The following is an 18,674-nucleotide window of genomic DNA, read 5'->3' as shown; positions in this document are numbered from 1 at the left end:
GCCTGCTGAAATTACTCCCAAGAAGTAGGCCGCAGAGGTGCGTGTCCCCGGCAACGGGGACACGCACTGTCTTGCCGCGCGAGGTCTTCGTGAAAGGCTTTGACGCGTTCAATGCGGGCGCGAATCCATTCGCGGTCGAAGATTTGCTGTTGGTTGAACAAGCCGCAGAGCGGGCATTGCAATGCGCTTGAAGATCATCGGCTCGGCGGCAGGCGGCGGCTTTCCGCAGTGGAATTGCAACTTTCGCCTGAGCCGCGCGGCTCGCACCGGGATGGCTGGCGTGCATTCGCGAACCCAATCAAGCATCGCCGCATCAGTGGATGGGGCCGGCTGGGTTCTCTTCAACGCCTCGCCCGATATTCGCCAGCAGATTGCGCAAACGCCTGAATTGCAGCCGGCGCATGATGCGCCGTTGCGTTCGACGCCCATCCGCGCGGTGGTGCTGACCAATGCCGATGTCGATCATGTCGCCGGCCTGCTCAGCCTGCGTGAGCGGCAGCCCTTCGCCATCTACGCAACGACACAGGTGCTGGCGACGCTGGAGGCGAATTCGATCTTCAATGTCCTCGATCCGGCGCTCGTGCCGCGACGCACCTTGCCGCCGGCGGAAGAACTGGCGATGTGCGACGCAGACGGCCACGACACCGGCGTGACTGTCGAGAGTTTTCCCGTGCCCGGCAAGATAGCCCTCTATCTCGAGGAAAGAAGCCGGCCGGAAGCCAATTTCAGTTCCGACGCCGGCGACACGATCGGCGTCCGTATCGGCGGTGCCGGCAGTCGCGGCTCCGTCTTCTATATCCCGGGTTGCGCGCGCATCGATGCGGCCCTGCGCAAGCGCCTGGCCGATGCCGCCTGCGTCCTGTTCGATGGCACGGTCTACACCGACGACGAGATGATTGCCGCCGGCGTCGGCCAAAAGACCGGTGCGCGCATGGGGCATCTGGCCATGTCGGGAGACGATGGGTCGATCGCCGGCCTGGCCGAGTTGAGGATCGGCCGCCGTGTCTTCGTCCACATCAACAACACCAATCCGGTTCTCGACGAGAATTCCGCCGAACACGCAGCGGTCAAAGCGGCTGGCTGGGAAGTCGCCCGCGACGGTATGGAGATGGAATTTTGAGCGATTTCCACGACGCGGCCAGGAACGGCTTGTCCTCCAGCGAGCTCGAAGCCGTGCTGCGGCAGGTCGGCGCCGAGCGCTATCACAACCGCCATCCTTTCCACCACAGGATGACCAGCGGTGCGCTGTCGAGGACCGAGATGCAGGCCTGGGCGCTGAACCGCTATTGCTACCAGGCCGTCATCCCGCGCAAGGACGCCATGATCCTCGCACATGCGCAGGACCCGGCGTTTCGCGCCGCCTGGCGCAAACGCATCGAGGACCATGATGGCGAGGACGGTTGGAGCGGCGGCATCGCGCGCTGGCTGCATCTGGCGACCTCGCTCGGCCTCGATGCCGATGACGTGAAGAGCGAAAGGCTGGCGCTGCCGGCGACACGTTTCGCGGTCGGCGCCTACCTCGCCTTTTGCACGAACCGGACGCTGTTCGAGGCGGTCGCATCGTCGCTGACCGAGATGTTCTCGCCGCTCATCATCGGCGAACGGGTCCCGGCGATGCTGGCCAAATACGATTACATCACCGAGGATACGCTGGCCTATTTCAGCCGACGGCCCGAACAGGCCTCGCGCGACGCCGACTTCGCCCTCGCCTACGTGCTCGGCCATGCCGACACGGCGGAACGCCAGCAGCAGGCGATCGATGCGCTGGTGTTCAAATGCGATATACTGTGGGCCATGCTCGACGCGCTTCAACACGCCTATGGCGAGCCCGGAAACATCCCGCCCGGCGCCTTCCGTCCGGAGCCAGCCCAATGATGGCGCTGCGCGAAAGAGCTTTGGTGTCGTCGCGATCGGTGCCGTCGCTGCCGAAGCACGTGCGCATACAGTACGATCCCGTGCGGCAGGCGTTCGCCGTGCTTTCGCCGGAAAAGGTGTTTTGGCCGAACGACATCAGCCTCGATATATTGCGCCGCTGCGATGGACGGTCCACGGTCGGCCACATCATCGCCGAGCTTGCCGCGGATTATGACGCCGAACAGGAGGCGGTGGCGGCCGACGTCGTCGCCTTCCTGCAAGAATGGTCGGACAAGCTGCTGGTAAAACTATGAGCGAGCCCCTTCTCCCTCCGATCGGCATGCTGGCGGAACTGACGCATCGCTGCCCGCTGCAATGCCCGTATTGCTCCAATCCGCTCGAATTGCTGAAAGCCAATCGCGAACTCGATACACAGACCTGGCTTGATCTGTTCTCGCAGGCCGCCGATCTCGGCGTTCTCCAGGTGCATCTGTCGGGCGGTGAACCGACGCTGCGCCGCGACCTCGAGCAATTGATCGCCGGGCTTTCGGCGCGCGGCGTCTACACCAACCTGATCACCGCCGGCGTCGGCATTGCCGAAGGCCGCATCGAGGCGTTTGCCGAAGCCGGGCTCGACCATCTCCAGCTGAGCTTTCAAGGCGCACGGCCGGCGACCACCGACCGCATCGGCAATCACAAAGGCGGCCACGAAAAGAAGCTGGAGACGGCACGCCGCGCGCGCGCTGCCGGCCTGCCGCTTACCATCAACGCGCCGATCCATCGCCACAACATCGAGGAAGTGCCGGAATTCATCGACCTGGCGCTTTCTCTGGGCGCGGAGCGGCTCGAGATCGCCAACGTGCAGTATGCCGGCTGGGCGCTGACCAATCGCGATCAACTGATGCCCGAGCGCGCTGCGGTCGACCGTCAGGCGGAGATCGTCGCGGCGGCGCGCGAACGGCTCACCGGCATCATGAACATCGATTTCGTCACGCCGGATTATTTCGCCATCTATCCCAAGCCGTGCATGGGGGGCTGGGCGCGCGACGCCTTCATGGTGGCGCCGGACGGCACCGTGCTGCCATGCCATGCCGCACAGACCATCCCGTCGCTCAGTTTTGAGCGTTTCGGCCAGCGCAGCCTGGCCGAAATCTGGACCGATTCGCCGGCATTCAACGCCTTTCGCGGCACCGACTGGATGCAGCAGCCCTGTCGCAGCTGCGAACGGCGTGAGATCGACTGGGGCGGTTGCCGCTGCCAGGCGATGGCGATTGCCGGCGACGCCGCCGCGACGGACCCGGCTTGCGCGAAATCGCCGATCCATGCGCGCATGGCCATGCTGATCGACGAAGCCCAGCGTGCTGCGGCAGTTCCTTCGAACGACGAACAATTCGTCTATCGGCGGATTGGCGTCGTCACCGAGCCCGCCTGATCTCTTCCCCGGTCTCGCGCTCGCGCACCGCGTCGGCGAATGCCAGTGCGTCGCGATTGACGGCAACGTTGTGGACGCGAAAGATCGAAGCGCCCTTCAGCCGCAGGATGACGCTTGTTGCCGCTGTGCCGACGTCTCGCCCCTCGTCACTTCCGCCGACCAGGTGACGGGCAAGGCGCTTGCGTGACGTGCCGACGAGCAATGGAAAACCGAGCGCGCGCAACTCACCGAAGCGAGCCATGAGCTCGAGGTTTTCCTCGCCGTCCTTGGCGAAGGCGAAGCCGGGGTCGAGCACAATCCGCTCGTCCGCGATGCCGGCGTCGCGCGCGATCTCCAGCGATCTGTTCAGGAACAGGAACTGGTCGGCGATCACATCCGCCAGTTTTTCGCGGCCGCGCCCGCGCCCGGTGTGCATGATGACCAGGCCGGCGCCGGTTTCCGCCGCAACCTGCGCGATGTCTGGTTCGCGCTGCAGGCCATGCACGTCGTTGACGATATGCGCGCCCGCGGCGACCGCCAGCCGCGCCGTCTCGGCCCTGTAGGTGTCGACCGAAACCAGGCTGCCGCCGTCGGACGACAGCGCCTCGATGACCGGCAGGATGCGCGCTTGTTCCTCGCGCGCCGAGACGGCGCCGGCGCCGGGCCGAGTGGATTCGCCGCCGACATCGATGATCGCCGCGCCCTCGCCGATCATGCGCCGCGCCTGCTGCAGCGCCCGCTCCGGCCGGTCGAAGTCTCCGCCGTCGGAGAAACTGTCCGGCGTGACGTTCAAAATCCCCATCAGCAACGATTGCGCGCCAAGATCGAGATACCGTCCATGAGCAAGCTGCCAGCGCGTCATGCGTCAACCTTTTTCATCTCATTTTCATATCAGATGCAATTCGCGACAAGATTGTCACTCACACGAACCCGGTTTCCCCATCTACCTATGCTCGCGAAACAAAAGGAGCGTAGCAATGACCAGGGAAACGATCAGCTTTACTTACACGACCTATATTGTCTCGACACGGGGAAAGGTGTTCGAGGCCATAACCAAACCGGACCTCGCACGGCGCTACTGGGGCCACGAGAACGTCTCCGACTGGAAGCCCGGCTCGAGCTGGCAGCACATCCGCGCTAATGACGAACGGACCGTCGAGCTCGTCGGCAAGGTCGTCGAGGTGTCGCCCCCGACCCGTCTCGTCATCACCTGGGCAAACGCTTCGCAGGCGTCCGATCCGGCGAGCTACAGCCGGGTGACCTTCGAGCTCGAGGAATACGAGGCCATGGTCCGGCTGACCGTCAGCCATGACGACCTCGAAGCCGGCAGCGGCATGGCGAACGGCATCAAGAAGGGTTGGCCGATCGTCCTCTCCAGCCTGAAATCCTTCCTCGAAACGGGTCAGGCGATCGATGTCTTCGCCAGGCCGCGCGCGTCCGAACTGGCGGCCTGACCCAGGACAAAGGACCGATCAGATGAGCACTCTCTACACCGGCGGATGCGCGTGCGGCGCGGTCCGCTACGAGGCCAAGGCAGCCCCGATCTTCGAAAACCACTGCCAATGCCACGACTGCCAGAAAAGAAGCGGCACCGGTCATGGATCCTATCTGACGTTTGCGTCGCGAGCGGACGTGGCCATCACCGGCACGACGACGGACTGGCGTGTCGCGGCGGACAACGGAAATGTCAAAATCCATTCCTTCTGCCCGGTCTGCGGAACCCCGGTTTACCTGACGTACACCGCCATGCCGGACCCGATCACGGTCCATGCCGCAAGCCTCGACGATCCGAGCCGGTTCAATCCGACCGTTGTCACCTACGGCAGCCGGGCTCTCCCCTGGGACAAGATCGATACCGCGCTGAAGACCTTCGAGAAGATGCCGCCGGGCTAACCGGCCGGCGGCAGGGCGGACGCGCACAATCTTCAGGAGGCGGATCTGCGCCCACCGCAGGCGCGGATCGGCTGGTGGGCTAGGCAGAAGGAAAATAGTGCATTGTCACCGTAATTCGCGGTTGGGCCCATGGCACTCGCCGCTCAGCGATTGCCGTACTCGTCGTGGCGGCGCCACCACGCCTGGGGGAACTCGAGGCCGTTCTCGTTCCTTCCCCACGGAGCCAGGTCGAGGAAACGGTAGACCCCCATAAACGCCTCGGTGCCACGGGCGTAGGTCGAGTAGGTGTGGTAGACGGCACCGTCCTGGAGCGCAAAGACGCTCATTCCCTCCTTCTGCGGCTCGGCCCTGTCGACATGCTGATAGTTGTAGTCGGCGCCGTCTCTCTGCTGCTCTTCGGTGAAGGCGGCGCCGAGGTCGTATTTGAAATCGCTCCCGAGCGACGAAACCCACGGGAAGCGCCAGCCCATTTGCTGCTTGTAGTCCTGGATCTCCTGCAACGGGGCGATCGATTCGCAAACGAGAGTAATGTCGCGGCCGTTCAAGTGGGGGATGACGCAGTCGAAGTGATCGGCGATCAAGGAGCATCCGGTGCATCCTTGGCGCTTATCGGTGAGCCGGTATCCGTAGCCGAACATGAAATGATAGACAAACAGCTGCGAGCGCCCCTGGAAGAGGTCGGCGAGCGAGGCGCTGCCCTCCTCGGTCTCCAACAGATACTCCTTGTCGATCCGAACCCACGGCAGTTCCTGTCGCTGTCGCGCCAGTTCGTCGCTCTGCCGCATGAGCCGTTTCTCCGCCTCGAGCAGTGCGAGCCGCGCTCCGAGCCATCTTCGCGTGTTCCGGTCTTGTGTTTCGTCATCGCTGCTGTCTCCTTCCTCGGGGGTTCCTTTTCCGTTTCTCGAAATGCCTTGTTGCGTCAGGAGATAAACTTAACGCCGGAGGCGAAACATGGTAGCCAGATGTGGGGCGGGTTCCGATGGACTGCCTGATCACGGACTCCTGCCCGCTTGTTGCGGCGCCCGTTGCGGGCGCGGGGCGCCTCGTCGAACCACCTGCGTGACTTGGAGGGCAGCATGAAATCGCCGACAGTGAGAGTCATGGCCGCGGCCGATGAAGATCCGGCGATCGGAACAATCGTGCTGGCGTTTGCAGCGGATCCCATGGCGCGATGGACATGGCCGCATGCACACCAGTACCTTGCGGCCATGCCGCGACTGGTCCGCGCGTTCGGGGCAAGGGCATTCTCAAACGGAAGCGGCTTTTGCACCGATGGCTATGTCGGGACGGCGCTGTGGCTGTCGCCCGGCGTGCATCCCGACGAGGAAGGGCTTGGTGCGATTGTCGAGAGCACGGTTGCGCCCTCCCTTGCCCCTGAAGTCGCCGCTATATTCGAGCAGATGGCCAAGTACCACCCGACCGAACCGCATTGGTACTTGCCCGCGATCGGCGTCGACCCGGCGCATCAGGGCGAAGGTCACGGCGACGCCTTGATGGCGTACGCGCTTGCGCAGTGCGATCGCGATCACGCGCCCGCCTATCTGGAATCCTCGAACCCGCGCAACATTCCGTTCTACCAGCGCCACGGCTTCGAACCGCTCGGCGCGATCCAGATCGGTTCATCGCCGACGCTCGTCCCGATGCTGCGGCGACCGCGTTAAGCCAGGCAGGGCAGACGAGCGAAGCGTCAGCCGCCGTCGCGTGGAATCGGCGCAAGGGTATTTCGGTGAAGGGCATTTCGGTGACAGCGGACTTTTTGCCGTGCTCGGCTCTCGCTGTGTGTAGAAGGCATCGCTCGACTTGCGTTGCCGCGCCGCCGATGTCGCTACCTGGGCGGCGGGTGGCAGCGAAGCGCTTCTGGAACGGATTGCCGAGCAAACCGAAAAGCCGTGAAATCGGGAAGACGCGGCCAGGCGGGGAACGGCCCAGGAATTACGATCCTGACGCCAGACCAAGCGTTTGGCGCGCCTCGTTGACGGTGGCCACGCGCCGGCCAAACTTCTCGACTGAGGCCGCCGCGCGTTCGACAAGCTCGGCGTTGCTGCGCGCCAGGCGTTCCCTGGTGATCCTGATGTTATCCTCAAGTCCGGTGCGCACTGCGTCTGCTCCGCGCGCCAACGCCCATTGCATTACGATCGTCTGGTTGCGGCCTATTCCGGCCGCTGTCCAGGTGGACTGTGGAAACAGGAGTTTCGCTTCCCCGAGGAGCACATCGAGCAATCTCTCCTCCGCAGGCAGTGCGTTTTGCACGCCCATGACAAACTGGATGTGCGGGCGCTCACCTAAAAGTCCTGCGTCGGCCAGCCGCCTGGCAGTGTGAAGGTGCGAGAGGTCGAAGATCTCGATCTCCGGCAGCACGCCATTTGCCTTCATCGCGGTTGCGAGATCACCGATCAGGGCGGGATGGTTCTCGTAGACGATGGATGGGAAGTTGACCGAACCGGTCGAAAGCGAGGCCATGTCCGGTTTCAGATAAAGTGCCGAGCCACGCGCGGCAGGATCACGACCGCGCCCGCCGGTCGAAAACTGGACGATCATACCGGGGCAGTGCCTACGCACCCCCGCCTGAACAGCAGCGAAGCGCGTTGGTTCAGACGATGAACTCTGATCGTCATTGCGCACGTGGATGTGCACCAGCGACGCACCTGCTTCAAAGGCTTCCTGGGTCGACTCGATCTGTTCGGCCACGCTGATCGGCACCGCAGGATTGTCTTCCTTGCGCGGCAGCGAGCCGGTGATCGCAACAGCGATGATACAGGGTTCAGGCATGGCGACAAACTATCCGTCTATCTGGTCCATGAGCCAGCGGATCGCGAGCGGATAGCCCGCGGCGCCGAGCCCCGCGATCACGCCGGTGGCGACCTTCGATACCAGCGACTGATGATAGATCTCCTCGCGGCGATGGATGTTCGAGATATGCAGTTCGACGATCGGGCCCGGAAACATTTTGAGCGCATCGAGCACCGGGATCGAAACAAAACTCAAACCCGCGGGATTGACCAAAATGCCCGCGCCGTCGTCGATCGCCTCATGCACCCAATTGACGATTTCGCCCTCAATGTTCGACTGGTGAAAACGGATCGGATGGTCGCCGGCGGCGTCACGGCACATCCGCTCGATTTCTGCGAGTGTCGTCCTCCCATAGATCTCCGGCTCGCGCATGCCGAGCCGGTTGAGATTGGGGCCGTTGAGAACGAAGATTGGCTTGGTCATGGTCCTATCCTTGATAGCCCAGCAGGCGCGGCAGCCACAGCACCAGCGATGGGAAGAAGGTGATCAGCATCAGGGCGGCAATCATGGCGTAGAGAAACGGCATTACGTCGTGCACCAGGTCGCGCAGCGGCACCTCTGCGATGCGGGTCATGATGAACAGCAGCAACCCGTAGGGCGGGGTGACGAGCCCGAGCATGATGTTGACGACGACCATTACGCCGAAATGCACCATGTCGACACCGAGCGCCTGCGCCGTCGGAATCAGCACCGGCACGATTACCAGCAGGATAGTCGTGCCCTCCAGCACGCAGCCCAGGAGCAGCAGCAGGATGTTGACCAGGATCAGGAAACCCATCGGCGAAAGATCCCAGGACTTCAGGATCACCGACAGGGACTGCGGAATGTTCTCAACCGTGACAACGTAGTTGAACACCAGGGCGCCGGCGATAAGCATGCCGATCGAGGCGGTGGTGCGGGCGCTGTTGAGAAGCGCATGGTAGAGCTGGCCCGGCGTCACGCTGCGATAGATCGCGACCTAGATGAGCAGCGCGTAGCCGGCGGCGACCGCCGCGGCCTCGGTCGGGGTCATCACGCCGCCCCTTATGCCGACCAGCAGAACGACCGGCAGCATCAGCGCCGGAAATGCGCGCAAGGTGATCCCCGGTAATTCCCTGAGCGGCACCGGCTTCTCGACCGGAAAGTTCTTCCGGCGCGCGTCGATGGCGACGATGATCATCTGCGACAGGGCGAGAAGAAGGCCCGGCACGATACCGGCGATGAAGAGGTAGCCGATCGATGCATCCGAGATCAGCGCGTAGATGACCAGCGGAATCGACGGAGGAATGATCGGGCCGATGACGGAGGTGACGGCTGTCAGCGCAGCGGCATAGCTCGCCGGGTACTTGCCATCCCTGGTCATGAGTTGCTGCATCATCTTGCCGGTGCCCGCGGCGTCGGCGATGGCCGAGCCGGACATGCCGGCGAAGATGATCGACTGCAGCACGTTGACCTGCGCCAGGCCGCCGCGGAAACGGCCGACAACGGCATTGCAGAATTGCAGCAGCCGGTCGGTCATTGTCCCGGCGTTCATCAACTCCGCGGCGAGAATGAACATCGGTACGGCAAGCAGAATATAGCTTGTGTAGAGCCCGTTGAGGAGCTGCTCGGCCGACGTGCCCATGTCGAGCCCTGCAAGCCAGAGATAGAGAATCGACCCGGCGATCATCGAGTGACCGATCGGCAGGCCAAGCAGGGCCAGCGCTGTGATCGCAACGACTGACAGCGAAAAGGGACTCGCGAGATTCATACGCCGGAACTCGCTTTCGTGGGGTCAAATTCCGCCGGTGCTTCGCCGCGCAGAGCACGCCACGCCAGCCACAGGTAACGGGCGATCACGGCGACCACGAAGACGAGATAGATCGAGAACAGCCAGTCGAAGCGTATCTTGAGGTAGGCGGTGCTCTCGACCTTCATGAAGGTCACGTAGCTGAAGACGGCCGGAAAGGACCAGCCATAGAGCGCGACGAGAGCGATTGCGAAGGCAAGCGTCATTACCCGCCTGATGTCCGGACCGACTGTGGCGTAGAGGAGATCAAAACGGATTTCCTCTTCTTCACGAACGACGAACGCTGCGCCGAACAGCACAACCCAGATCCAGAGTACGACGGTGAGTTCGTTGCTCCAGCCGGTCGGCCAGTTGAGAAGGTAGCGAAAAACAACCTGCAGCAGAAACGCGGCGAACATGACGCCGATTGCGATGGCGATGGCGTTCTCGGCGCGCCGGTAGAGCCAGCCGCCGACCTTTCTCAATCCCGGGTTCATGATGCCTCCCTGCCTGGCCAAACCGGCCAGCCGGTCGCAAGCGGACCGGCCGGCGAGTTCGTCGCGTCAAAGCGCGTTGATCTTGTCGACCATCCCGGCAGGCCATTCCTTGGCCAGGTCGGAGGCAAGATATTGCTCCTGCACATGCTTGCGGAATGCTGCGACATCGGGTTCGTAGATCTTCAGGCCCTTGCCCTTGAATGTTTCAACGAGTTCCTTCTCGCGCGTCAGGTGTTTCTCTGTCGAGAAGTCGATCGCCTTGTCCGCCGCGGCCTGGACCTTTGCCTGCTTCTCGGCCCCCATCTCGTCCCACAGCTTTTTCGAGATGCTGAGAAGGTCGAAGCCGACAAGGTGCGAGGTAAGCACGATCTGCGACATGACCTCGTAGAATTTCATGTTCTCGACGTTGGGCAACGGATTGTCCTGCCCGTCGATTGCGCCTGTCTGCAGGCCGGTATAGACCTCGGCGTAGGCCATTGGCGTAGGGTTCGCACCGAGCGCCTGGCCGAGGAATTGCCAGGCGTCGCCACCCGGCATACGCAGCTTGATGCCTGCCATGTCGGCGGGAGTCTTGATTTCCTTGTCCGGCTTCAGGCCGACCTGGCGCAGGCCGAAATAGGTAGGGCCGAGCACCCTCACGCCGAGCTGGTCCTCGGTCATCCTCTTCAGCTCCGCACCGGCATCGCTGGCAAAGAACGCCTTCACGTGCGCGGCGTCACGGAACAGGTAGCCGGCGGTGACGATGGACCACGCCGGAATCTGCTTGGAGATGTCCTGCGGGGCGACGTTGCCCATCTCGAGGTTGCCGCGCTGGATGGCGACAAGTTCGGTGCCCTGCTTGAACAGGTTGCCGCCGTAATAACCCTCGAAGGCAAAGTCGTCCTTGATGGCGTCGGCGAACATTTTCATCATCTCGGCCCGGATGTCCTGTTCCGAGAACACGGCCGAGAAACGCAGCTTCGGCTTGTCCTGCGCGAAGGCGGGAACGGCGGTCGCGGCGGCGAGTGCGCCGGCGGCGGCCATAAACAGGCGTCGGTTCATTTCAGCTTTCATGTCGATTTCCTCCCTATGGTCTTCATATGGTTATAGGCGTCATTGCCTTCATGCGGCGGCCTCGAAATGATCGGCCATGGCGCGGCGGTCGGCCTTGCGCCCGGTGAAGAGTTCGAACGCGCGGACGGCCTGATAGATCGCCATGCCGATGCCCGGCAGCGTTCTGCAGCCGATCGCACGGGCCGCGACCAACAACTCTGTTTCGGTCGGAAAGTAGATTATGTCGGCGACCCATTTTTCGGCTGTCAGAAGAGCCGTGTCGAACGGTGTTCCGGGGTACTTCGCCATGCCCACCGGCGTCGTGTTGACGATGCCGTTTGCCATGCGCACGGCTGCGGCCGGGTCCGGCCAGGTCTCGACGCGACCGCCGAACAAGGCGCCCATCCGCGACGCAAGATCCGAGGCGCGACCGGGTTGGCTGTCGAGGACGAACAGCCGGCCAACGCCCATTTGCATCAGCGCGTTTGCGACTGCGGCGCCCGCTCCGCCAGCGCCGAACATCGCGACACAGCCCATCGATGCGCCTGTCATCGTCTCGCGAAAACTCTCCGCGAAACCCCAGCTGTCGGTGTTGTGGCCTTCCTTGCGTCCGCCAGCAAAGACGACCGTATTCACCGCGCCTATCACGCGCGCTTCCGGCGACAGCGCATCGAGGACGGGAATGACAGCCTGTTTAAACGGATGCGTGACGTTGAGGCCGTGAAAGCCGGCAATCTCCGCCGCCGCGATCAAGTCGCCGATCGCCGCGTCCGGAAATCCGAGCCGGTCGAAATCGAGCAAAAGGTAGGAATAGCCGATGCCGAGGCGCCGGGCTTCGCGCTCGTGCATGCCGGGAGTGCGCGAGGACTGAATACCGCGTCCGACGAGGCCAATCACGACCTTTTCGCTGTCGCCGCTGGCGGCGCCCTTGTGCTCGTCGGCAAGACGGCAAAGCAGGTCGACAAGGCTGTCGCCCATCTCCCGAAATTCCTCCCTGTGCGGGCCGCCTCCCAGCCCAAATGCGGCAATTCCTGGATCGCCCTTGTGTTCACGCCAAACGTGCCGGTAAATGAGCCCGTCGTGATTTGCGAATGATGTACTAACTGGTTAGTTTAGTCAAATGCCGGCTGTGCCGGGGCGGGAACTCAAACTGCATGGCCGTTATCAAGAAAGAACGAAAGCCGAAGCCGGACGCGAGCACGACGCGTATCCAGGACCCTGAGGGCACGCGCCGCAACATCCTGGAGATCGCCTCCAAGGAGTTTGCCCTGAACGGTTTGTCGGGCGCGCGCATAGACGAGATTGCGGCGCGCACACGCTTCAGCAAGCGCATGATCTACTACTATTTTGGCGACAAGGAAGGCCTCTACCTGCGCGCGCTCGAGAACGCGTATCGTCAGGTGCGCGAGGGTGAGGCTCAACTTGATATCGAAGGTCTGCCCCCCGTGGCGGCACTGACGCGCCTGGTGGAGTTCACGTTCGACCACCATCACCGGCACGAGGAATTCATCCGCATGGTGATGATCGAGAACATCCATCACGGCCAATACCTCCAACAATCGGATGCGATCCGCGAACTGAACGTGACGGCGATCGACCACATCTCTCGCATCTATTCACGCGGTGTCGAAGAGGGGGTCTTCCGGCCAGGACTCGACGCGATTGAACTCCATTGGCAAGTAAGCGCGCTGTGCTTCTTCAACGTTTCCAATCGCACCACCTTTTCGATGATCTTCGGACGCGACTTCGGCGCGCCGGCACAACTCGAGCGGCTCAAAAGCAACAGCGTGGAGATGCTGTTGCGTTTTGTCGCGAAGGACGAAGCTCCCGCAGAACGCTGAGCGGCCGAAACTTGCGGTGCTGCCAGCGTTGCCTTAGTTATGTACGAACTGGTTCGTTCACGACAAACCGGGAGGAGGCGCGTTTGAAGACGTCGATCGCGACGGTGTCGATCGCCGGTGACCTGGCGGAGAAATTCGCGGCAATTTCCGCCGCGGGCTTCGACGGTGTCGAAATCTTCGAGAACGATTTCCTCGCCTTTGACGGCTCGCCGCGCGACGTGGGCCGAATGGCTGGTGACACAGGTCTGACCATAACGCTCTTCCAGCCGTTCAGGGATTTTGAGGGGTTGCCGGAGCCGCAGCGCAAGCGCGCCTTCGATCGTGCCGAGCGCAAGTTCGACGTCATGCAGGAACTCGGCACCGATCTGATGCTGGTATGCTCGTCGGTGTCGCCCGTCTCGCTTGGCGGGATCGACCGGGCGGCCATGGACTTTCGCGAGCTTGGCGAGCGCGCCGCCAGGCGCGGTCTGCGCGTCGGCTACGAGGCATTGGCCTGGGGGCGTCACGTCAACGATCATCGCGATGCCTGGGAAATCGTGCGCAGGACCGACCATCCGAACGTCGGGCTGGTTCTCGATTCCTTCCACACGCTGGCCCGCAGGATTGAGCTCGGCTCGATCCGTTCGATACCCGCGGACAAGATCTTCATTGTCCAACTCGCCGACGCGCCGCTGATCGACATGGACTTGCTCTATTGGAGCCGGCACTTCCGCAACATGCCAGGCGAAGGCGATCTGCCGGTGCGACAGTTCATGCAGGCGGTCGCGGCAACCGGTTATGACGGCTATCTGTCGCTCGAGATTTTCAACGACCAGTTCCGTGGCGGGTCGGCAAAGGCGATCTCCGTCGACGGACGGCGTTCGCTCGTATGGTTGATGGACCAGGTGCGGCGTGAAGAACCGGCACTTGACATGGCCGTCCCGCCAATGCCCGACCGCATCGGGGTCGGAGGGGTCGAGTTCATCGAGTTCGCGGCCGATCGCCAGGACGCCGGACAGCTTGGATCGCTGTTGCGCATGCTCGGCTTTGTCGAGGCCGGTCGGCACGTCTCTAAGGAGGTCACGCTCTACCGCCAGGGCGAAATCAATATCGTCATCAATACCGAGCGGCAGGGCTTTGCCCATTCTTCCTTTGTTGTTCATGGCACGTCGGCATACGCGATGGGCCTGAAGGTCGAGGACGCCGCCGCCACGGTGGCGCGCGCCGAGGCACTGGGCGCGGAGATCTTTCACCAGCGGGTCGGGCCCGGCGAGTTGTCGATCCCGGCGATCCGCGGCGTCGGCGGCGGACTGATCTACTTCCTCGATGCCAAGACCGACCTGGCGAAGGTCTGGGACATAGAGTTCACGCCGGTCACGTCGGCAAGTTCCGGCAATGGCGTCGGCCTCACCCGTATCGATCATGTCGGGCAGACCATGGCACAGGAGGAGATGCCGAGCTGGCTGCTGTTCTATGTCTCGATCTTCAGGACGACCAAGACCCCGATGGTCGACATCGTCGATCCGGCCGGCCTCGTGCGCAGCCAGGTCATCGAAGGTCTGGACAAGCGCTTCCGCCTCACGCTGAACGGCGCCGAGAGTCACCGCACCCTGGCCGGCCATTTCATCGCCGAAACCTTTGGTTCCGGCGTCCAGCATCTGGCACTCGCGACGGATGACATCTTTGCGACGGCGGCGAAGCTGCAGGCCAACGGCTTCGAACCGCTTCAGATATCGATGAACTACTACGACGACGTAGAAGCGCGCTTCGGTCTGGATCCGGAGGTCGCCGATCGGTTACGCTCGGCCAACATCCTTTATGACCGCGACGACAACGGCGAATTTTTTCAGCTCTATGCGCCGACATTCGGAGAGGGATTCATTATCGAGTTCGTTGAACGGCGCGGCGCGTATGCAGGCTATGGTGCGCCGAACGCACCATTCCGCATCGCCGCGCAAAAACGGCTGATGCGGCCCAAAGGAATGCCAAAGCTATGACGGATATGAACTTTGCTCGCATCAATGGCGCGACGATCCACTACCGGCATCGTCCCAAAACTGGCAGGGCGACGGTCGTCTTCGCCAACTCGCTCGGCACGGATATGCGCATCTGGAACGAGGTCGAGCGAAGGCTGGCCGACGACTGTACATCCGTTGCGTTCGACAAGCGCGGACACGGCCTGAGCGAACTGGGTGGCGCGCCGCAAACAATCGAAACCCATGCGACGGACCTTGCAGGGCTGCTCGACCATCTTGGCGTAAAGCGCGCGGTGATCTGCGGGCTTTCGATCGGCGGCGTCATTGCGCAATGCCTTTACAAGACGCGGCCGGATTTGATCGAGGGATTGATCCTTTGCGATACGGCAGCGAAAATCGGCACAGTCGAGATGTGGAACGGACGCATCAACGCGACCCTGTCGGAGGGCATCGCCAGCTTTGCCGACGACGTGATGCGAAAATGGTTCACGCCGGATTTCCATAACAATCGCGGCGAGGAACTGGCGGGTTATAAAACGATGCTGACGCGCCAGGATCCGGCCGGCTACGCCGCTGCCTGCGCTTCTATCCGCGACGCCGATTTCACCGCGACGGCCGCCGCGATCAAAGTGCCGACACTCTGCATTGTCGGCGATCAGGACGGATCGACGCCGCCTGAGCTGGTGGAATCGCTGGCCCGCTCAATCCCCGCCGCACGGTTCGAGGTCATCTCCGGTGCGGGCCACATCCCATGCGTCGAGCAGCCGGAAAGGCTCGCCGGGCTGATCCGTGGCTTCCTGAACGACATGCCAAGAGAGCGCAAATGAGCAAGCCACGGCACGGCGACCGATACGTCGAAGGGATGGCGACGCGCCGTTCGGTGCTGGGTGACGCCCATGTCGACCACGCAGAGGCGGCCAAGACCGAATTCGACATTCCTTTCCAGGAACTGATCACCGAGGCAGCATGGAGCCACGTCTGGTCGCGGCCTAACATCACCAGGCGCGAGCGTTCCATGATCACCATCGCGCTGCTCGCCGCGCTGAAGCAGGATGAAGAGGTTGCGATCCATATCCGCGCCAGCGTCAATACCGGGGCGACGCGCGACGACATACGCGAGGCGCTGCTGCATGTGGCAATCTATGCCGGGGTACCGGCGGCAAATCATGCGATGAAGATCGCCAGGAAGACGTTCGACGAAATCGACGCTCAAGCCGGCTAATCATGACCAACTCGCGCTCTCCCGCCAACCGCACGCCGGAAATCGGCAGCTTCTTTCCGCGCGACCGCAACTGGCATCCGCCGGCCTTCACGCCGGCCTACAAGACGTCCGTTCTGCGCTCGCCGCAACGGCCGCTTCTTTCCCTCGACAACACGCTGTCGGAGCTTACCGGGCCTGTCTTCGGCCAAAGTATTCTCGGTGACTGGACAATGACCTCATACACAATTTTGCCGGGCCGGGCGAAAGCGCGATCGGGCCACGCATCCTCGTCTATGGCCGCCTGCTCGACGAGCGCGGCATCGGCGTCGCCGGTGCGTTGCTGGAGGTATGGCAGGCCAACGCCGGCGGACGCTATCGACACAAGAAGGAGACTTATCTCGCGCCACTCGATCCGAACTTCGGCGGCTGCGGCCGCACCATCACCGGCGAGGATGGCTCCTATTGTTTCCGCACGATCCAGCCGGGGCCATATCCCTGGCCCAACGGACCCAACGACTGGCGTCCAGCGCACATCCATTTCTCGATCTTCGGGCACGGCTTCGCGCAGCGCCTGATCACCCAGATGTATTTCGAGGGCGACCCGATGATCTGGAGGTGCCCGATCGTGCGGACCATCAACGACCGCCGCGCTATTGAAGGCCTCACCGCCGCACTCGACATGGAGGCAACGATACCGATGGATGCGCGGGCATACAAATTCGACATTGTACTGCGCGGCCGCCGCTCGACGCTGTTCGAAAACCGCATCGAGGGCAACTGATGGTCCAGGCTCTCGGCCGGCTGAAGGAAAGCGCCTCGCAGACCGCGGGACCCTACGTCCATATCGGGCTGACGCCCAACTTTGCCGGTATCTCGGGCGTCTATGAACGCGACCTTGGCACCGCGATGGTCAACGACAAGACCAGGGGCGAACGCATCAGGGTCAACATCCGGGTGATCGACGGCGACGGCTCGCCGCTGAACGACGCGCTCGTGGAGATCTGGCAGGCGGACGCTGCCGGCATCTACAATTCGCCCTCGGATCTGCGCGGCTCCGCCGACCCGAACTTTACCGGCTGGGGCCGGCTGCCCACCGACATGACGACGGGCGAATGCCTGTTCGAAACCATCAAACCCAGTCGCGTGCCGTTTTTTGACGGCCGCAAGATGGCGCCGCATTTGACGGTCTGGATCGTCGCGCGTGGAATCAACATTGGCCTTCACACCCGTATGTATTTCGGCGATGAGGAAACCGCCAACGCCGAGGATCCCGTCCTGATGCGCATTGAGCAGAAAGAGCGCGTGTCAACGCTGGTCGCGCCGCGCGATGGCGACATCTACAAGTTCGACATTCATCTCCAGGGCATCAACGAGACGGTCTTCTTCGACATATGATCGCAGCATTCGACAATCCCCTCCTGTCCGGGCTTCTCGGCGATGAGAAGATGGCGACGCTGCTCGGCGTCGAGGCCGAACTTGCGACGATGCTGCAATTCGAGAAGGCGCTCGCCGACGCAGAAGCTGCGCTCGGCATCATCCCGGCGGCTGCAGCAAGCGTCATCGGGCGCGTCCTCGATAACTTCCGGCCGGAAATCCAGGCCCTGAGGGACGCAACGGCGCGCGACGGCGTCATGGTGCCGGAGCTCGTGCGGCAGATCAGGCATGCTGTCGGAGAGCCGCATTCGCAGCATGTGCATTTCGGTGCGACCAGCCAGGACGTGATCGACACGGCCATGATCCTGAGAATTCGCGCCTGTATCGACCTGTTGGAAGAAGGGCTTTCGGCTCTGCTGGTCGCCTTCGCCGATCTCGGCCATCGGTTTGGCGATCGCACGCTGATGGCCCGAACCCGCATGCAGGCAGCAATTCCGATTTCCGTAGCCGACCGCGTCGCAAGCTGGCGCGAACCGCTCGTGCGCCACCATGAGCGGCTTCAATCGGTGCGGGGATCGGTTCTCGTCGTCCAGTTCGGCGGCACCGCCGGGACACTCGAGAAGTTTGCAGACAAGGGCGCCGCCCTCCGTGCCGCGCTGGCCCGGCAGCTAAGCCTCGGCGACGCGCCGCAATGGCACAGCCAGCGCGACCGCATCGCTGAGCTGGCCAACTGGCTGTCGCTTGTGACGGGCGGCCTCGGCAAGTTCGGGCAGGACATTGCGCTGATGGCGCAGGCAGGCGACGAGCTGCAAAGGGCGGGCGGCGGTTCGTCGTCCGCCATGGCGCACAAGCGCAATCCCGTCGACGCCGAGATGCTGGTGACGCTTGCCCGCTACAACGCGGTCCAATTGTCGGGAATGCATCATGCGCTGATCCATGAGCAAGAGCGCTCCGGTGCAGCCTGGACGCTGGAATGGTTGATCCTGCCGCAGATGCTCATGGCGGCTGGAGCATCGACCTGTGTCGCGGACAGGCTGGTCAGAACCATAGCATCAATCGGAGGCAAGGGTTGACTGATC

Annotated in this window: 20 protein-coding genes and 2 pseudogenes; 14 read left to right on the top strand and 8 right to left on the bottom strand. The window is 62.8% G+C overall.

Annotation, left to right across the window (positions count from 1 at the left end; translation table 11 throughout):
* Window positions 1-181: 181 nt before the first annotated feature.
* The 4 genes from pqqB to pqqE are packed head-to-tail and all read left to right on the top strand — an operon-like array spanning window position 182 to window position 3,286.
* Entirely contained in the window at window positions 182-1,120 is a 939-nt protein-coding gene (gene pqqB, locus X738_RS50230; protein ID WP_023797671.1) for a pyrroloquinoline quinone biosynthesis protein PqqB, read from the top strand.
* The gene (gene pqqC / locus X738_RS50225) at window positions 1,117-1,875 is read left to right on the top strand and encodes a pyrroloquinoline-quinone synthase PqqC (RefSeq protein ID WP_023797670.1); all 759 of its coding nucleotides are present in this window, start codon (window positions 1,117-1,119) and stop codon (window positions 1,873-1,875) included. Before pqqB ends, pqqC begins: the two co-directional genes overlap by 4 nt.
* Window positions 1,872-2,168: a pyrroloquinoline quinone biosynthesis peptide chaperone PqqD gene (gene pqqD, locus X738_RS50220; protein WP_023797669.1), complete on the top strand. Its 297-nt coding sequence runs from the start codon at window positions 1,872-1,874 to the stop codon at window positions 2,166-2,168. The genes pqqC and pqqD overlap by 4 nt, the downstream gene beginning before the upstream one ends.
* A complete protein-coding gene (pqqE, locus tag X738_RS50215) occupies window positions 2,165-3,286 on the top strand; it encodes a pyrroloquinoline quinone biosynthesis protein PqqE (protein WP_023797668.1) in 1,122 nt (373 codons plus the stop codon). Before pqqD ends, pqqE begins: the two co-directional genes overlap by 4 nt.
* Here pqqE and folP read toward each other — a convergent pair.
* Entirely contained in the window at window positions 3,270-4,127 is an 858-nt protein-coding gene (gene folP, locus X738_RS50210; RefSeq protein ID WP_023797667.1) for a dihydropteroate synthase, read from the bottom strand. The genes pqqE and folP overlap by 17 nt on opposite strands.
* A gap of 115 nt (window positions 4,128-4,242) precedes the next feature.
* On the opposite strand from folP, the gene X738_RS50205 reads away from it, so the two are divergent.
* Both X738_RS50205 and X738_RS50200 read left to right on the top strand, forming a co-directional pair.
* Window positions 4,243-4,719, top strand: a complete 477-nt coding sequence (locus X738_RS50205) for an SRPBCC family protein (RefSeq protein ID WP_023797666.1) — start codon at window positions 4,243-4,245, stop codon at window positions 4,717-4,719.
* 22 nt (window positions 4,720-4,741) lie between these two features.
* Window positions 4,742-5,158, top strand: a complete 417-nt coding sequence (locus X738_RS50200; protein ID WP_023797665.1) for a GFA family protein — start codon at window positions 4,742-4,744, stop codon at window positions 5,156-5,158.
* A gap of 143 nt (window positions 5,159-5,301) precedes the next feature.
* On the opposite strand, the gene X738_RS50195 is transcribed toward X738_RS50200, so the two are convergent.
* Window positions 5,302-5,943, bottom strand: coding sequence for a DUF899 domain-containing protein (locus X738_RS50195; protein ID WP_023797664.1), 642 nt, complete (start codon window positions 5,941-5,943; stop codon window positions 5,302-5,304).
* Window positions 5,944-6,234: 291 nt separating this feature from the next.
* Between X738_RS50195 and X738_RS50190 the strand changes: the two genes are divergently transcribed.
* Complete coding sequence (locus X738_RS50190) at window positions 6,235-6,819, top strand: GNAT family N-acetyltransferase (protein WP_031254353.1); 585 nt, start codon at window positions 6,235-6,237, stop codon at window positions 6,817-6,819.
* 271 nt (window positions 6,820-7,090) lie between these two features.
* Here X738_RS50190 and X738_RS50185 read toward each other — a convergent pair whose 3' ends face one another.
* The 6 genes and pseudogenes from X738_RS50185 to X738_RS50160 form a co-directional block, all read right to left on the bottom strand.
* On the bottom strand, window positions 7,091-7,927 hold the full coding sequence (locus X738_RS50185; RefSeq protein WP_023797662.1) for a 3-keto-5-aminohexanoate cleavage protein: 837 nt from the start codon (window positions 7,925-7,927) through the stop codon (window positions 7,091-7,093).
* Between the two features lie 9 nt (window positions 7,928-7,936).
* Window positions 7,937-8,371, bottom strand: coding sequence for a type II 3-dehydroquinate dehydratase (locus X738_RS50180; protein ID WP_023797661.1), 435 nt, complete (start codon window positions 8,369-8,371; stop codon window positions 7,937-7,939).
* Window positions 8,372-8,375: 4 nt separating this feature from the next.
* Window positions 8,376-9,677 (bottom strand): annotated as a pseudogene (locus X738_RS50175) (TRAP transporter large permease).
* The gene (locus X738_RS50170; protein ID WP_023797658.1) at window positions 9,674-10,192 is read right to left on the bottom strand and encodes a TRAP transporter small permease; all 519 of its coding nucleotides are present in this window, start codon (window positions 10,190-10,192) and stop codon (window positions 9,674-9,676) included. The pseudogene X738_RS50175 and the gene X738_RS50170 overlap by 4 nt, the downstream one beginning before the upstream one ends.
* Before the next feature lie 66 nt (window positions 10,193-10,258).
* Window positions 10,259-11,245: a TRAP transporter substrate-binding protein DctP gene (gene dctP / locus X738_RS50165; protein WP_023797657.1), complete on the bottom strand. Its 987-nt coding sequence runs from the start codon at window positions 11,243-11,245 to the stop codon at window positions 10,259-10,261.
* 48 nt (window positions 11,246-11,293) lie between these two features.
* Window positions 11,294-12,202: a shikimate dehydrogenase gene (locus X738_RS50160; protein WP_023797656.1), complete on the bottom strand. Its 909-nt coding sequence runs from the start codon at window positions 12,200-12,202 to the stop codon at window positions 11,294-11,296.
* Window positions 12,203-12,378: 176 nt separating this feature from the next.
* Here X738_RS50160 and X738_RS50155 point away from each other — a divergent pair, with 176 nt between their 5' ends.
* The 7 genes and pseudogenes from X738_RS50155 (at window position 12,379) to X738_RS50125 (ending at window position 18,668) form a co-directional block, all read left to right on the top strand.
* Complete coding sequence (locus tag X738_RS50155) at window positions 12,379-13,065, top strand: TetR/AcrR family transcriptional regulator (protein ID WP_023797655.1); 687 nt, start codon at window positions 12,379-12,381, stop codon at window positions 13,063-13,065.
* Window positions 13,066-13,148: 83 nt separating this feature from the next.
* Complete coding sequence (locus X738_RS50150) at window positions 13,149-15,041, top strand: bifunctional sugar phosphate isomerase/epimerase/4-hydroxyphenylpyruvate dioxygenase family protein (protein WP_023797654.1); 1,893 nt, start codon at window positions 13,149-13,151, stop codon at window positions 15,039-15,041.
* Window positions 15,042-15,046: 5 nt separating this feature from the next.
* Window positions 15,047-15,847 carry a 3-oxoadipate enol-lactonase gene (pcaD, locus tag X738_RS50145; RefSeq protein WP_031254348.1) on the top strand — a complete coding sequence of 267 codons (801 nt, stop codon included), beginning with the start codon at window positions 15,047-15,049 and terminating at the stop codon, window positions 15,845-15,847.
* The gene (gene pcaC / locus X738_RS50140) at window positions 15,844-16,242 is read left to right on the top strand and encodes a 4-carboxymuconolactone decarboxylase (protein WP_023797652.1); all 399 of its coding nucleotides are present in this window, start codon (window positions 15,844-15,846) and stop codon (window positions 16,240-16,242) included. Before pcaD ends, pcaC begins: the two co-directional genes overlap by 4 nt.
* A gap of 2 nt (window positions 16,243-16,244) precedes the next feature.
* A pseudogene (gene pcaH / locus X738_RS50135) lies at window positions 16,245-17,002 on the top strand (protocatechuate 3,4-dioxygenase subunit beta).
* Window positions 17,002-17,616, top strand: a complete 615-nt coding sequence (gene pcaG, locus X738_RS50130; protein WP_023797650.1) for a protocatechuate 3,4-dioxygenase subunit alpha — start codon at window positions 17,002-17,004, stop codon at window positions 17,614-17,616. The pseudogene pcaH and the gene pcaG overlap by 1 nt, the downstream one beginning before the upstream one ends.
* On the top strand, window positions 17,613-18,668 hold the full coding sequence (locus X738_RS50125; protein WP_023797649.1) for a 3-carboxy-cis,cis-muconate cycloisomerase: 1,056 nt from the start codon (window positions 17,613-17,615) through the stop codon (window positions 18,666-18,668). The genes pcaG and X738_RS50125 overlap by 4 nt, the downstream gene beginning before the upstream one ends.
* The last annotated feature ends 6 nt before the right edge of the window (window positions 18,669-18,674 follow it).

The sequence above is a fragment of the Mesorhizobium sp. L48C026A00 genome, from assembly GCF_000502375.1.
In the GTDB taxonomy this organism is placed as follows: Bacteria; Pseudomonadota; Alphaproteobacteria; order Rhizobiales; family Rhizobiaceae; genus Mesorhizobium; species Mesorhizobium muleiense.
Note: the sequence above shows the minus strand (reverse complement) of the source record. Positions and strands in the feature narration are given on the sequence as shown.